The organism is Arenibacter sp. P308M17 (genome assembly GCF_003426735.1).
Classification (GTDB): domain Bacteria; phylum Bacteroidota; class Bacteroidia; order Flavobacteriales; family Flavobacteriaceae; genus Arenibacter.
The window spans coordinates 12,088-26,678 of record NZ_QVON01000002.1; the positions used below are offsets into that span (position 1 = coordinate 12,088).

16 protein-coding genes are annotated in these 14,591 nt (G+C 38.1%); 4 read left to right on the plus strand and 12 right to left on the minus strand.

Going from position 1 to position 14,591, the window contains the following annotated elements:
- The first annotated feature begins 161 nt into the window (after positions 1–161).
- The 4 genes from D0S24_RS04130 (at position 162) to D0S24_RS04145 (ending at position 2,801) form a co-directional block, all read left to right on the plus strand.
- Positions 162–509: a DNA-directed RNA polymerase subunit alpha C-terminal domain-containing protein gene (locus D0S24_RS04130; RefSeq protein WP_110357183.1), complete on the plus strand. Its 348-nt coding sequence runs from the start codon at positions 162–164 to the stop codon at positions 507–509.
- Between the two features lie 706 nt (positions 510–1,215).
- Positions 1,216–1,677: a RadC family protein gene (locus D0S24_RS04135; RefSeq protein ID WP_117018613.1), complete on the plus strand. Its 462-nt coding sequence runs from the start codon at positions 1,216–1,218 to the stop codon at positions 1,675–1,677.
- Between the two features lie 82 nt (positions 1,678–1,759).
- Positions 1,760–1,954: a hypothetical protein gene (locus tag D0S24_RS04140; protein WP_146216338.1), complete on the plus strand. Its 195-nt coding sequence runs from the start codon at positions 1,760–1,762 to the stop codon at positions 1,952–1,954.
- A gap of 361 nt (positions 1,955–2,315) precedes the next feature.
- The gene (locus D0S24_RS04145; RefSeq protein WP_117018614.1) at positions 2,316–2,801 is read left to right on the plus strand and encodes a hypothetical protein; all 486 of its coding nucleotides are present in this window, start codon (positions 2,316–2,318) and stop codon (positions 2,799–2,801) included.
- Between the two features lie 32 nt (positions 2,802–2,833).
- Here the strand turns inward: D0S24_RS04145 and D0S24_RS04150 are convergent, their stop codons facing one another.
- The 12 genes from D0S24_RS04150 to D0S24_RS04200 are packed head-to-tail and all read right to left on the minus strand — an operon-like array spanning position 2,834 to position 14,591.
- Positions 2,834–5,872 carry a TraQ conjugal transfer family protein gene (locus D0S24_RS04150; RefSeq protein WP_117018615.1) on the minus strand — a complete coding sequence of 1,013 codons (3,039 nt, stop codon included), beginning with the start codon at positions 5,870–5,872 and terminating at the stop codon, positions 2,834–2,836.
- Positions 5,873–5,883: 11 nt separating this feature from the next.
- The gene (locus tag D0S24_RS04155) at positions 5,884–6,423 is read right to left on the minus strand and encodes a conjugal transfer protein TraO (protein WP_117018616.1); all 540 of its coding nucleotides are present in this window, start codon (positions 6,421–6,423) and stop codon (positions 5,884–5,886) included.
- Between the two features lie 2 nt (positions 6,424–6,425).
- Positions 6,426–7,400: a DUF4138 domain-containing protein gene (locus tag D0S24_RS04160; protein WP_117018617.1), complete on the minus strand. Its 975-nt coding sequence runs from the start codon at positions 7,398–7,400 to the stop codon at positions 6,426–6,428.
- Positions 7,401–7,402: 2 nt separating this feature from the next.
- Positions 7,403–8,413 carry a conjugative transposon protein TraM gene (gene traM / locus D0S24_RS04165; RefSeq protein WP_117018618.1) on the minus strand — a complete coding sequence of 337 codons (1,011 nt, stop codon included), beginning with the start codon at positions 8,411–8,413 and terminating at the stop codon, positions 7,403–7,405.
- Between the two features lie 10 nt (positions 8,414–8,423).
- Positions 8,424–9,041, minus strand: coding sequence for a hypothetical protein (locus D0S24_RS04170; RefSeq protein WP_103441834.1), 618 nt, complete (start codon positions 9,039–9,041; stop codon positions 8,424–8,426).
- A 46-nt stretch (positions 9,042–9,087) separates the two neighbouring features.
- A complete protein-coding gene (locus D0S24_RS04175) occupies positions 9,088–9,999 on the minus strand; it encodes a type IV secretion system protein (protein WP_117018619.1) in 912 nt (303 codons plus the stop codon).
- Between the two features lie 7 nt (positions 10,000–10,006).
- Entirely contained in the window at positions 10,007–10,624 is a 618-nt protein-coding gene (locus tag D0S24_RS04180) for a hypothetical protein (RefSeq protein WP_147321425.1), read from the minus strand.
- 13 nt (positions 10,625–10,637) lie between these two features.
- Positions 10,638–13,172 (minus strand): TraG family conjugative transposon ATPase, encoded by a 2,535-nt coding sequence (locus D0S24_RS04185; RefSeq protein ID WP_117018621.1) that lies wholly within the window; start codon positions 13,170–13,172, stop codon positions 10,638–10,640.
- On the minus strand, positions 13,157–13,480 hold the full coding sequence (locus tag D0S24_RS04190) for a DUF4133 domain-containing protein (protein WP_117018622.1): 324 nt from the start codon (positions 13,478–13,480) through the stop codon (positions 13,157–13,159). The genes D0S24_RS04185 and D0S24_RS04190 overlap by 16 nt, the downstream gene beginning before the upstream one ends.
- 12 nt (positions 13,481–13,492) lie before the next feature.
- Positions 13,493–13,813 carry a TrbC/VirB2 family protein gene (locus D0S24_RS04195; RefSeq protein ID WP_181938022.1) on the minus strand — a complete coding sequence of 107 codons (321 nt, stop codon included), beginning with the start codon at positions 13,811–13,813 and terminating at the stop codon, positions 13,493–13,495.
- Positions 13,785–14,135 (minus strand): hypothetical protein, encoded by a 351-nt coding sequence (locus D0S24_RS21015; RefSeq protein WP_181938023.1) that lies wholly within the window; start codon positions 14,133–14,135, stop codon positions 13,785–13,787. The genes D0S24_RS04195 and D0S24_RS21015 overlap by 29 nt, the downstream gene beginning before the upstream one ends.
- 9 nt (positions 14,136–14,144) lie before the next feature.
- On the minus strand, positions 14,145–14,591 hold the full coding sequence (locus tag D0S24_RS04200) for a hypothetical protein (protein WP_117018624.1): 447 nt from the start codon (positions 14,589–14,591) through the stop codon (positions 14,145–14,147).

A 14,591-nucleotide genomic window follows, 5' to 3' on the forward strand; every position in this document is an offset into this window, starting at 1 on the left:
ACTTTGATCAACTAGGGTTGTGACTTTAAATCGATTCAGGATTATTTGGGAGCATTCATCCATAAGCATACCAGTCAATAAACCAAGGTGGCCGGTTGAAGGTAATAAAAAACACTAGGATTGAAAGCTAGAACAATCGTGATGCCATCCAAAACCATGTAATGAAAAAGGAAATAATCACTTACTATGAATTTTTGGAAGCCCTATCCACCATAAGAAGATTCAAGAAACAAGTTCCTCTCCTTTATAAGGAAATGGAAGAGGAGGTCAACTTGATATCCAAATTTGTTAACGTTGACAAGAACACCAAGATTTGCCAATTGCCATTGTCCACCCGGGCATTGAACGTATTGAAAGCAATGGACCATATCGATATATGGGAAGGAACGACCCAGGACTTGGCCAAGCTCTCGATGAAGAAACTTTTGGGCACCAAGAATGCAGGAAGAAGAACTGTCGACGAGATAAAGGAACTATGTCTGTTCGCCAATCTCCAAATGAAGCCGTAGTAAAAAGAACCCGAATTAGCCATTTAATGGGCTAATTATTGGGAGTTATTAGAAGTTATTAACGCCTAAATAAATGTAAAATATTGATTTACAGTATTTTATGTATATTTTCGACTTAAATATACTATTTGTGATACTTTCAAACATTGTATCTTAGCTGTAGCTAGTAACAGAGCTATCTGGCTTGAAACACAAAAGATCGGAATTGAGGTCCGATCTTTTGATTATTAATGCTCCACAAAACAGTTGAGATATGGAATTTGCATTTCTGTATTTACTACTTTTCTATATGATTCTACGAGAATTGAGATAAGTAGTTAAACTTTAGAAGCCCTGTTTTATGACGGGGCTTTTTTTGTTCCGTACAAATGTAAATATAAATCTTCTTTTGTAGAAACTATATATAAATTTAGGAATTTCTCCCAATAACTGTTCTATTCATTTTGCAAGGGTATCGAACCCTCTCAAAACGATTCGGTTATTTCTTGTTTAATATGGCAGGTTCCAGCCTAAAAATTCATTTTTCATACTTATGCCGCAATTTAATCAAGCCGCATTTGCCCTGTCCATGTAGTATTTGAAAAAATGGGGTATCCCTCCTGTCGGGGGAGCCCACCACAATTTTTTAAAATCTCCACATGGACTTATCCGCACCGCTGCGCTCCTGTTGATTTTTTTCGCCGCATAATCTTAAAAACATACTATTATGAAAGACATTCGAATCGCAACCTTTAAAGATTTCGTTGGAGAGTTAACGGCCATTTACAGGAGAACAGAACTACCCACTTTTCAAATAACCTCTTCGAGTTCCGTGAGAGAGTTCATTTATCCATATTTTGACACTGTAATGGACGATCACGAAGAAGTGAAGGTCATACATTTGAACCGTAAAAATCAGGTGGTGAATATACACCATCTAACATCTGGCACCGATAACGGTTGTCTCATTTCGACAAAGGATGTACTGCGACAGGCAATCCTGATCAAAACAAGCTCCCTGATACTGGTCCACAACCATCCATCTGGTAATCTGAAACCTTCAGAAGCAGATAAACAGATCTCCAACAAATTGAGGGAAGCTTCAAAGTTGGTGGACATATCAACCCTTGACAGCATAATAATTACTAGGGAGGGATATTACTCCTTCGCAGATGAAGGGCTTTTTTAGGCCCTTTGTTTTGCTGTTACAATATTGCTGTAATTGTACGCTTTTGAGTACATTTGTAATAAATTCAAAAATTTATACCAGTATGGATTATAAGTTTGTACCCCTAAGAAATTGGTTATTGGAACGGGAAGCTCTCTCTATTAGGAAGTTGGAGGACAACTGTGAAATGCCCAGGGATACCCTACGCCATTTCCTGAATGAAAGAAGGAACTTTCCTGAAAAGCATTATGAATCTTTATTGAAAGAGTTGGTAAAGTATGGGTTTCATCGGGATTAAATCCTCTACTTAAGAATTTAAAGAAACAAAACCCTAAAGCCAGAGCCATGAGGCCACGCAGGGCAACAGGTGTTACACTAAAGGGTTTTTGTAAATTTATGGAAGTTTAATTAAATGAAGGTATAATTAGTGTTTTAATGATTGCCATACCTACGCTCTTAATATTTATCTTTATGCAAAGGTCTAAAACATGTTCTTATGAAATGAGCCATGAAAATTCTTGATATCAACCGAAATCGAAGATTCACGAACTCCAAAATTTAAAATAAAAACTCGTGAGTACATGATTATTGGCGAATTACACCCGCCTGAATGAAGTAGTCGGGCAGGTCTGACCTTTTAAAAACAAAAAAATAAACAGATGAAAATTATTACTAATGTTTTTCTCATTTTTTCTATTTTGATATTTTTTGCATGTAGTAATGATAATGATAATCTTTCAGAATCGGACAAGGCTCAAGCCTTACTGGGCCAATGGGAATATCAATCTATTATGACCGATAGGGCAGTGGATATCAATGGCGACGGCACCTCAAATATAGATTTGTTCAATACACAGGAAATCAAACAATGTATCAAAGATAATTTGACCTTTTTTGCTGAAAGGGGAGAAGGCGAGAAAGGTGTTTATAACATTAACGAGAACGGGCTTGCTTGTGATGGAAATCAAGCTTTTACTACAATAGAAACCGACACCTATCAACTCGTAAACAATAATCGTATCGTTTTTGAAACACGAAATGAAATGAAGATAATGGAGTTTACCAAAAATAAACTTGTGGTAGAGACCCAGGATAATCTTGGCGGCACCGATGTTTTGGTAACCATTATTCTCAAAAAAAGTTAATTCCTAAAATGGTTCTTATGTTACCTTTTCCTTTAGACTCTTATTATTGACCCCCTTACGGTATTACTCCATTGTCCATTGCTGTCCTGTACCCTAACCTCATAATCTTGGTCTAGATACTTAAGTCTATTCTCTCTGGGTTCTTCCTCTAGTTCAAAATAGCGTTCAACACCCGATCCTCTGGCGTCATTGTAATTGAATAACATTGTATCCCATCTTCTATCATCTATGTTGTAAATACGAACCTCCACTTGTTGTAAAGTGGCACCATTATAGGCTTCGGAACAATTTGCAGCAAAACAGGTATATATCCGAACCACGTAGTCACAGCCATTAAGACCACCACATCGTATATTATGCTTCTCTCCCTTGACAGCTGCAGTCGGCTTTTTAAGCATTAAAATCGATTCACTGGTGGTCTGTGATATGCCAGTTGAATTTTCGACACGAAAATTAATAGTAAAACTCTCGTCGATTTGTGGATAAAACTGCATCGCCACAGAACCGTACTCCAGGGGAATAACCTCACCTTCCCTATATATCTTTCCCCGATGGTTTATATAACCCCCATTCATATCGGCAAATTCAAATGTCATTTGGTAAATGACAGATGTATCGTGTCCAGATGTGGCATTCGTGACCACATTTAATAGGAAGGGTTGATTTTCATATTTATCTTGGGACGGCTGGCCGACGGTAAAATCGAAAAATTCTTCATACTTTTCAAAATTAATATTGACATCTGCTGTTTTTTCAACTTCTGAAGTTGACCGGACCGTAAATTCAATATTATGGTTGGATTCAGAAATGCCAGTATAACTTCCCTGGAAAGAGCCAACAGGAACGTTAAAACTTTCACCTGCCGCATAAGTATTGCCTTGATATTCAAAGCTACCGTTGCTGCTTCCCGATGAAAAATACATCACATAGCTATCACCTCCAATGCCCAATTCACTGATATTGAAATTAATATCAACAGTCTCTCCTGTATATACCTGTGATTGTGTCGCGTTTGCATTAAAATTATAATTCTTTGGTGTTACGTCGATGGATATAGTAACCGTTTTTTCAAGACCGGTATCGTTTTGAACATAAAAAGTCAAATTGATATTGCTCTCGTCGGTACCTTCCAGGCTCCAGTTGAAATTTCCTTTGGGAATATCATAAATATTTCCTGCACTCACTTCTGTGCCATTTTCATTTCTAATTAGGGCATTTCCGTTTAAGCTATATCTGATATTATATTCTGAAGAACCAATACTTTCCGAAATGTTGAAGTTAAGCGAGGTGATCTCCCCGACTGAAATATCTGTTTTTTGACTTCCACCTGTGAACAGAAAATCCACTTGGTTGTAGTTCACCATAGTATTCGCAGTATGCGTCACATTTGCACTTGACTCTACACTCAGAACTATATCATGCTGACCAGCTTGGGTACCAGTATAGACTACATTATTGTTATTTGGTACAAGTTGAAATTTTTCGCCTGGTCCGTATTCTATTCCGTTTACTCGAAGTGAACTATTTCTGCCGGATGAATAAAAGGCTTCATAAGTATCATTGGTTCCTTCAGGTATTTCATTGATGTCAATAATTATATCTACTGGTAAATTTGCAAACTCGGAAGTCTTTGACGGGGTCATACTCAATGTAAAATCGTTCTGTTTGGTTTCAAGGTCAATATTGACCGGCCCCACTTCCTGACCGTAATTGTCGGTTACAATAAATGAAATTTGGTGCGAACCTAAACTTTCTGGATAATAAAAAAGTGAAAAGTTACCAAGTTCCACTGGATAGCCTGTTGAGTTCTGTAGGGTGTTGCCATTTATCCCGGTCAGCCTTCCGTTGCCCTCCACAATTTCATAGGAAATATTGTAATCTATATTCTCTGTGTTGCCATTGGATTTAATATTAAAATTGAGTTGAGTACGCTCATTTAAAAAAACTGAATTGCTTTCCGAATTACCGGAAAAAGTAAATGGGATGTTCGCCACCTCGATTTCAACGCTGTCCTGTTTTATCTGTCCATTGGAATCCCTCACATCAAAGAATATTGTCCGTTTTCCCAGTTCAGTACTCGTAAAAGTGAAATTGTAGGAATTGGGAATTATAGGCCTATATTTACCTGGATCCATTACACCACCGTTCTGGTCGCGCACGGTACCTGCACCTTCGCTAGTAGTTGAAAAGGAATGGGTAATTTCATATGCTACGTCAGATTCTTCGTCTTGGGTCCTCAGATCTATGGCGACGGCCAAATTAGTATTCAATTCCACTTGGGTCGATGCAGCAGTGGCATTAATTGTAAAGCCGAGGTTAAGTACAGTAAGAAGAAGAACCTCGGTCAAGGTAGCACCATCAGGAGCTTTGGCCGTAACGATTAATTTATGTTCGCCCAAGGTATCTGGAAGGTATCCCATCTCTGAAATTCCTTTTGGTAAGTTAAATGGCTTTCCAGCGTCAAAGGCTTCTTCTTTCAAATAGAGTTTCCCGGTTCCATTTTCTATCTGATACGTTATTTCAAATTCCCCTTTATTATCGGGGTTTTCGGTTTCCTTATCCCTAAGTAGTGTAACGTTCACAGGATTCTTGGAATTGATGATAAAATCGTTGACCCCTTTGTTTAGCAAAAAGCTAAAACTGGCGTATTTGGCATAGTGCAATAGTTCCAATTTTTTCTCCCTGGCATTTGAATCCCAAGCAATGAAGTTAATTTTATGCATGCCAGTATCGATGGCTACATAATTATATGACCACTGCTTGTCTACAATGTTCAGCGTATCATTCTCAAGGATAGTATCGCCTAACATGTTCATGAAGTATCCTTTGCCATTCAAAGTCGTAAATCGCGCATAATAATGAACAGTACTTATTTCTTTTTCAGGAACAATTGAAAATAAAGTTTTGGCACTTTCAAAAACGAAACTGGTTTCAGGCTGTTCAATGGAGAAATCAAAATCAAAATCATCCAAAATTATATCCTCAAAATCCTTGCTACAAGCAATGATAAGCACTGATATTAAGGCGACAAGCCCCAGCACTACTTTAGTTACTCTTTTGTAGTTTTTCATCTTCAATGAGTTTAGAACAGAAAATAGCGAAGACCGATTCCGACATAAGGATAAAAATTTCCTATATCGCTATTGACGTGATAGTATTCGTTGGCCTTTAGTAAAAAGGAGAAATCATTGCTGAGGGTAATTTCCCCTTCCAGGCCCAAATAGGCTCCATATATAAATTGACTTTTAGCATCTATGATCGCTCCGTTCTCAAGCAAGTTGCTACCATTGTTAATGACCTCGTATCCGATAATTGCCCCACCACCAAAATTGAGGGCATACCGTTTAAAATTTTTCTGTTCCCAAATCTTGATAAAGTATCCGGGCTGTACAGTGAAAATATTATAAGGAATATCAAACGAACCTTTATCCTCTGCAATGGCGGCGAATATGCTTAATTGCACATAACGCTCTCTGTTTATGTGGTAATTGAACGTGGCCATTATACCATAGCCATCCTCCGCGTAACCCCCGCTTATTCCGACCGATGAGGCATAATTGCCGCTTTGCGTGTATGCCGTTGTCGTAATGAAAAGTGCCAAAACGGCTATAGAGTTCCTCATTTTTAAAAGTTTATGGGATTATTGATAATTTCATGGCCAATGCGCAATGAAAGATTGCGGTTGCCGGACTCCTCGTCCAATTCCACCAGAACCTCTTTTTTCTCATCCAAGGCAAACTTTTTAAATACCACAACAAAATGGTTCTCGCTTTTTCCTGCGATGGTTTTAGGTTGTTTGTAGACGAAAACCGGTTTGAGCTGCATTTTTTGGTTACTACTGCTATTTTTATAGTTGGTTGCAATTTGATGCTTTATAAAATTGATATCCATATCAAGGCCTTCCTTGTTTTCTATCCTATATTGAAAATAAAGCTCGTCCTCGTTATAGTAGACACCTTTTAGCCATAGGAAAACATTGTCCAATCTAGAAAAATACCGACTGATTTTAGGCTTGTCGAATTGCATATAATAACATCGAAGGCGATAATATTCCATGGGGTCGGATAGGTACAACTCCTTGGTAGCACTATCTTTTGAATTACCAGCAACTATTTTGTCGGAGTTTTTAATATGGGAAATTGTGTCCATTTTCTCCATTTCATTGTTAAGCTTCTCAGGTGTTGCTATCTTCCGCTGATTTTCATTCCTTTTTTCAATTGGTTTTCCCTCAATGTTGGCAACGGCCATTTCTTGAGTGATGTACCATGTCGTTTTTTCCGGAACCGCAACTAGTTCCAATACAAAATCGTAAACGTTTCCAGTATCAGTAATGACCAAATAGTTGGTTACATTTTCTTTTTCGATGGCGAGTTCATCGTAATAGAGTTTTATTATTCGGCCACTAAATTTGCCGCCTTCCGGTTTTGGTAAGTCCACAATAAAACCGAAATCGTTGCCGATACTACTTTCGGAAATGTTTTCAGGAAAAATAAGAATGGTCTTGAAGTCCTTTGATATTTGCAAGGTATCGCTAGAGGCTTGGCCAACCAACGCACACCCTGAAAATAGGACCGATATGAGCAATAGTCCCTTCATCATCACTATATTTTTTTTGGTTTTAGAATTACACGGTCTCCATTTACCAAAAGTATCTTGTCTTTCTGTTTGTATTTTTTCTTTTGGAAAAAATTGCCAAAGGAGCGTACCAGGTTTTGTGCCAATGGAATTTCTACTGTTTCGCCGACAGCCTCCGATAATTCGTTTACACTTTGTTGTTGAATATCGGCTGTGAATTCCTGCAACAATTGACCAGCTCGCTCATTGTGCAGTCCGACCATGCCATCTTCCTGATCAATTGCGGTCAATTCCATTGCTAAATTGTCAATATTGGTTATTTCCAATAAAACCCTTGATCCTTTCACGTTGGCTGTTGCGTATACAAATGTATTCCTAGGGAATCGCCTACCCTTGTAATAGATATCATCCTTTAAGATCAGGGTAACACGGTTACCCGGTAAAATAAACTGGTCACGATAAATTGCAGCATCGAATGCTATTGCATTTGTCTTTGAGTCGGTGGATGGTTCTGTATATGGAGCGGAATAATCCTGACTACGGGCAAGCCTTTGATCCCTTGCTTGCATCAATAGATTTCTGTATTCCAGTTTTTTTTGTGCATCCGTGGTTTTGGAAGTGTACTCGGGAATAATTGTTTCGGGATATGAAGTGTCCTTGAAACTCCTATTGCTACTGTTTTCCTTTTCATCCAAAGAAAAGTTATTGAGTTCCTCTAAAATACGTTCTAAGGAATCATTCTCATTCTTGGTTTCTAAAATGCTCTTGAAGAGTCCTTTTGACCTCAATTGATCTAGAGAATCTTGCTGTAACTTTTTGTAAATATCGTTAGGTTTCGTAGCATCTAGTTGTTTGTTATGGTCCGGCAAATTATTGTTGTACGCATCGTCATTGTTACTTTTTTGCTTGTCCTTGCCCATAGTACTGATACTGGTCATTACAAAGAATACTGCCAGAAGAACTATAATAGGGGCAAAGAAAGCGAACAGTCTATGCCGTTTTATCCAAAGATTGAATTGGTCAATTTTGCGATTCATAGGTTCGTAATTACAAATCTTGGTTGTTTAAAACGTCGAACTTTATAATCTTAAGTCCGTTCAAATTATTTGGAGTTGAGTTGGTCTCTACCAAGTACCCTTTGGTTATCATATTCCGATATTCCACATTGCCACTCTTTAAAATCCTTTGTTTTCCAACGAATCGAAATGGAAATGGATATTCGGAGTAATCCACGAAAATTGAATCCTTTTCTATCTCTATCGAATAGCCACTTTTGGCGATATCTTCGTAATAGTTTTGATCGATCAAACGATTGTACAGCCTTTGTACCGAATGATCGGCCATATACAGCGCCTTATCTTCGATATTTCTCTTGATATGGCGTAAATCGGGTTCCAACGCAAAAAACAATTCATGGAAATTGGCAATATGGCCTTCACATAAAATATCTATTGCCCGCTTGTAGTCCTTTATCCTGACGGCAGCCAGCTTCTGGCCGTTATCGAGCAGATAAAAATTGTTTTTGGCGCTCTCGTTCGTCTTGTAGGTATAAAAGATATTGAGGATAGTGGTTACGAACGTGAGAATTAAAGATACATATAGCACTTTATTACTCCTACTACCAATCTTGCTTAAATCGTTGAAAATCTTATAATTACCGTCCATCTGTTTTTTTGATATCGTTTAAAGTCAATTTTTATCGTTAAACCGCTTATTGTATTAAGGTTCTTACTCCCTTTGTAGCTCCTCCCGTGTTGGCATCAACTGTCGTTTGTGCTACTTTTTTCACATAGTGTTTTGCCTGATCCTTCAAATGGCCAGCACTAACGCTCATTCCCTGGACGATGAAGTTGGATAATATTGGGGCCTTTAGATAAACAAAAACGTTCATCAACATCAATAAACCACAGGTGAGCACTAAACCTAAGTTCGCATCTCTTTCTGATAGTAGTGAGTCTATGAGCTTATCCAACACGTGCAACATGAAGTTATCGATAAGGTGAAGCATGGGTATCCATAGGCAGACACTCATGAATTTTTGTAGCCATGCCTTCCACATGCCTGAAAATACAGGGATGAAGGATAACCCTATATTTAATGGCCCAAATATTATCAACACGAACAAATAGACTACGGACATTGCTTTTATTCCCACGAAAACAACGGCGGAAATAACGGATGCAATGGCAGTAACACCGGAAGTGAAAGCCCCGAGAACAAGTACTTGTATAGCCTCCGGATCTCCTTGTAGAAGTACCCAGGAAACACCAAAATCTACCATAGCTGTTGTCTGGGCCACCAAAATTTTAATATGGAGGACGTCCCATGAAATATCATTAGCCTTTAGGGACATTCCAATTCCTTGGTAGAATTCAAGAATGGCTCTTGTGAGGGCCCGATAATTAAAAAGGACAAAGGCCAATGGCATCCATTTGAGATGTTCGAAAATATCAGCTCGCTTATCCTTATTGAGAAACACTAGAATGGCAAAAACCGAGATACCAATACATGCGAAAACCTGACCGATTTCTATCATCGGGTCTACAATTTCGTAGGCATCCAAAATATATTGATCAAAAAGTTCATTGACCGATTCCCGTATTCCTTTGTCAGTGATGTTCATACCATGATTAGTTTTTATTCATATTGATCAGTGTGCGGCGAGATTCTCGGAGGGAATTGATTTGTGATAGTTTATGATTGTAAACAATTAGGTTGTCCAAAATGGTTTCCAGTTTGAGGTTAATGGCTTCGACCTTCTTTAGCCGTTCCTCGGGCAAAATGATGGCTTTGGTATTTATAATTTCATTGCATTGTTGAAATAGATTTTTAGTCTCCAAAAGAGCATTGGTGGCATAACCAATAAATTCATCGATTTCCTTTCGCTCCAAATATTCCAATTCTTGGACTGTCTGTTTGGAAGTTCTATATGCTTCGAGAATCTTAGTTTTTAGTTCTATGGCCAAGCTCACATCGGTCGATCCGGTCACATATTTGGGTGCCTGTTTCTTAGCTTCTAGCTCTTCCTTCAGAATTTCTCTGGATTTAGAGGTTTCATTATTGTTTTTCTCCATTAGATTAATCAACTGAGACAAGTTTTTGTTTACAGCTTTTAGCTCTATGTTGATATTCATTAGTTGGCTGTTGACCATCCCGATGCTAGTGTTGGTGGCAACATCTGTTACTGGAATCTGGGAAAAAAGCGCCAGGTGCAGCAATAGGCTCAGAATTACTGGAGTTAGTTTCATTTTTTTTTTGGTTTTATGGAGTATTGTCAAAGGCATATGCCTTAGCCGTCAACTCCCAATTTTTATGATTTTTAGTGTATAGTTGTTTGATCTTGGCACTTTCGGTGGGGTTGGTTTCATAAATACACTTTTCTTCCAAAGACGTTTCCACGCCATACACCTTTACCTTGTCCATCCAACAAAATGCAACCTCACGGAATTTCCTGTCTTTTGGTAGGTCTTTGTTGAGAGAAAGAATGAGTTGTTTCTGTTTTTCACCCAATCCCATTAAGGACTGTATTTTATCAAAGGATCGGGCAAAGTCGCGCATATCCAAAAACACTTTTATATGCGAATTGACCACAATAGCATTTTTGATGATTTCAGAGGATATAAAATCATCAACTTTTTGGGAAATGAAGATTGGCTGGCCGCCCAACTTTCTGGCCATTCTGGACTGGTTGTTAAAGTAGTGTACAAGTTCCGGTCTTACTAGAGCCTTCCAGGCTTCGTCGACGGCCAGTATTTTATTAATGGATAATTTTGTAGGGTCGTGCATCTTCTTGTTGAATATTTGCATAATCATCAAGGCGGTAATAGGAAATAGCAGTTCGTTATCAATCAATTTGCCCAATTTGAAATAAACAATCTTTTCATCACTTAGGCTGGAAATCCGATCGTCCAATTTGTTCAGTAAGCTTCCCCTAGTGCCATTGGCATAGTATTTTTCCAAAAGGAACATGAACACATCAGGATCGAACTTTTCCTTTGGGACTTTTTTAGTTTTAATATAGATTGCAATGTGGATTTTCCAGTATTCAAAAAAGGTATCGAACTTATAATTTTTGTCTCCATTTTTCCACATCCATTCGTAATAGTCGGTAATCAAAAATTCCAAAACGGTATTTGTTATTTCTGATCCGCCTATATTCCCATCCTGACCAGTAATCAATTTTAGAAGGGTTACAAGGTAGACTAGCTTTCCTTGAGCTAAAGTTTTGCCCTTGACGTCACTTTCAAGAGAATCATATTTGTCCAATAAAAAGGGGTTGAATGTAAACGGCTTTTCATCATCGTGCTGCAACGTTACACCGCCAAATACTTCAGTAAGTCTATCGTATGAGTTGCCATCTTCCATAATTATGGCCTCCGCGCCCTGTCTTAGTTCGGAAGCAAAATAATGATTAGCCAAATAAGACTTGCCACCACCTGATCCCGAGGCAATCAACATGCCCCGATTGAAGATCCAATCTTTTTTTTCCGGTTCCCTGTACACAGATACTGAAAGGGGTTGACCAGATATTCGGTCAACCAACCGCAATCCATCAACAGCCCTGGTTGCATCTTTATAACCACCTTCAAAATAGAGTAGGGCAGTGGCCATATCACTGGGCATGGGCATGTACATATCGGAAGATATCCCGATTGCGTTTCCGGCTACACCTGCAAAGAAAAGGTTCTTACGGTCTATGGTGTTGTGTTTGGCATTTATCCTTAGTTTTTTGAAAGCGCCTGTAATGGAGTTTTCCATTTGCTTGGGCTGATTCCCTACTTCATCAAAACCAAAAACATTGAGATGGTAAAAAACAGATTCCTTATGATTTTCCAAAATTTCTTTGGTATAATCATAAATCTGGTCCGCATAGATGGCATTGCTGTCATCTTTTTTGCCATTACCGAACCGTAGAAAGCTTTTGGCTTTTTTTCTTAAGCTTGTGAGGACTTTTTCTTGATTTGGAATATAGATATATTGGTTAATAATGTGCTCATGGGGAACTTTGAAACCTAAAGAAAAAAGATTGCCTATAGGAAACCGGTTTTCTCGGGTAGTGAACTTTCCATAAAATTCGTAGGTACCGATATGGTCCTTATTAAACTGGTCCAAGTTTTCAAGGGTAAAAAACTGTCCTTGTTTATTTCCCACATGTATGGTGTTGTTGTCAAAATCTACATCCACCAGATTTGTGTTATTTTCCTTAAGGCCAAAATATTTGGCGTAAAGTCCATTTTGGGAAAATAAGTCGTTGTATTCAAGAATATGCGATGCTATGAGTCCAGTGGAATTGATCAGATTGTTCACGTTCTGTACCTGAGCTTCAAAATCTGCTAGCAAACTACTATTGACGAATTCATCGGGAACGGTTTGGGTCAGATAGAAATCCCGGTTTTTCTCTAAAAAGGAGTTCGCCCGTTTGGAATTGTATTTGATATAGTTTTCTGGAACAACACTGATATATAAATAGTGCGTTCCAACTAAATAGGGACGACCTTGAAAATGTTTTTCGTTTGCCCTTTCCATCATATCGCCCTGCAGTCTTTCTGATATGGGCGTATAGTTTTCCTGGAGGAAGAAATCTTGCCTATGCAAGAGTCTATTTGGGCCTAAAATATTTATGATGTTCAAGAAAAGTTCTTGAAGGGTACCATAGTCTTTGGCGTCCAATGTGAACACTTCGGGTAGAATAAGCTGTAATGGAATTGTTAAACATCCCCTTTCTTTTGATATTAATGCCTGCCGTTCATATCCGTATATAGGGAATGCATCCCAAAGAGCTACCTGTTTTCCCATAACAATAGATTTTTATAGTCATTGCCTATTTTGATGGAATCAGGTTTGGAAGCATCTGCAAGTTTTTTGACAAAGCCATTGGCACCATAGGTCCTGGAGTAAAATAGCAAGATCATGAATACGACGACAATTGCTATACTAGTAATTAGCATGGCAAGCAACATAGAAATAAAGGTGGATAGAATAAGACCAGTTATAATGGCTGCTGTACCAAGGTATATACAGTAATAAATGTATTTTGCATTGAGACCTTTGTAATAGACATCTTTTTGCAGCCCTTTCTTTATAGGAATGTGGCAGTTTTCCATAATACGGGGAATTTAGATGTTAGCTATTTCCTCACCTATGGCGATCAGAGCAAAAAAAATGGCGATACCAATAATAATCTTGCCCAATTTATTGGCCAGGTCCGTCTGCTGATCTCGAATATAGAGATAGGTCAAACCGGTTATGGCAATGGCCACACCAGCAATAACCTTAATAATATCGACAATTTCCCTTGAGAGGTTTTTCGAATCGTTCTTGAAATCCTGTGCTTCCTGAAGCAGTTGATCGAATTGACCATAGGAGCACACGGTTATGGATAACAGAATTAAAAATAGAAGAAATGTTTCAATTTTCGGATTCTGGCGGTATTTCATTGGCCGTATCCTTGTTGCGGATGACTTTGAGTTTTTCATGCTTTTTGCGAGTTATGGAATTTGAATCATCTTCAAATGAACCCTCTCTAAAAGCTTCCAAAAGTTTAGAAGTGTCTTCTACTTCGTTTATCTGGTCGAGTACAGCGTTTAAATCGGTCTTATCATTATCTGATTTATATACAAATTTATCATTTAAACGCAAATAATCTAATTTTTTTGAATGTTTTTTTGTCTTTGTGCTTTTTTTTGATAATAGCACCCACATGATATACCCGTACCAAACAAGGGCAAGACCGAACAATATGTACCAGTAACTGCTCAAATTTCAGTTTTATTTTTGCTCAATGAGCGTAATTAATTTGTCATAATTTCTATTCGTAAAATCCAGCAAAACCTTTCGAATCAAATCGTTCCTTGAGGTCTTGACACCCATTTTATAGGAGATACCCATTGCCAGTTTTTCGTATTTCATTGCACAATCGCTGTTGATGGTCATAAAAAAGGTTTCTTTTTTATTTTTCAATTTATCGGTTTGCAATAACACATCCAACTGTTTTCCGATATTATGGTTATTTTCAAAAGGACTCCCTTCCTTCAGTTTACTATTTTTCTCCAACTTGTTGATAGCATCCTCCTTTCTAACGTTGAGGGAAGTGGTTTGTTGTTTTAGGCCCATACGATCTATTTTGAGCTGTTCTAGCGTGCTTGATGTCTCCTGGTTTTTATTTGCCATTTGCTCGAGCAGATCAAGTGTGGTGATTTTTTTCTGTTTTCCCAT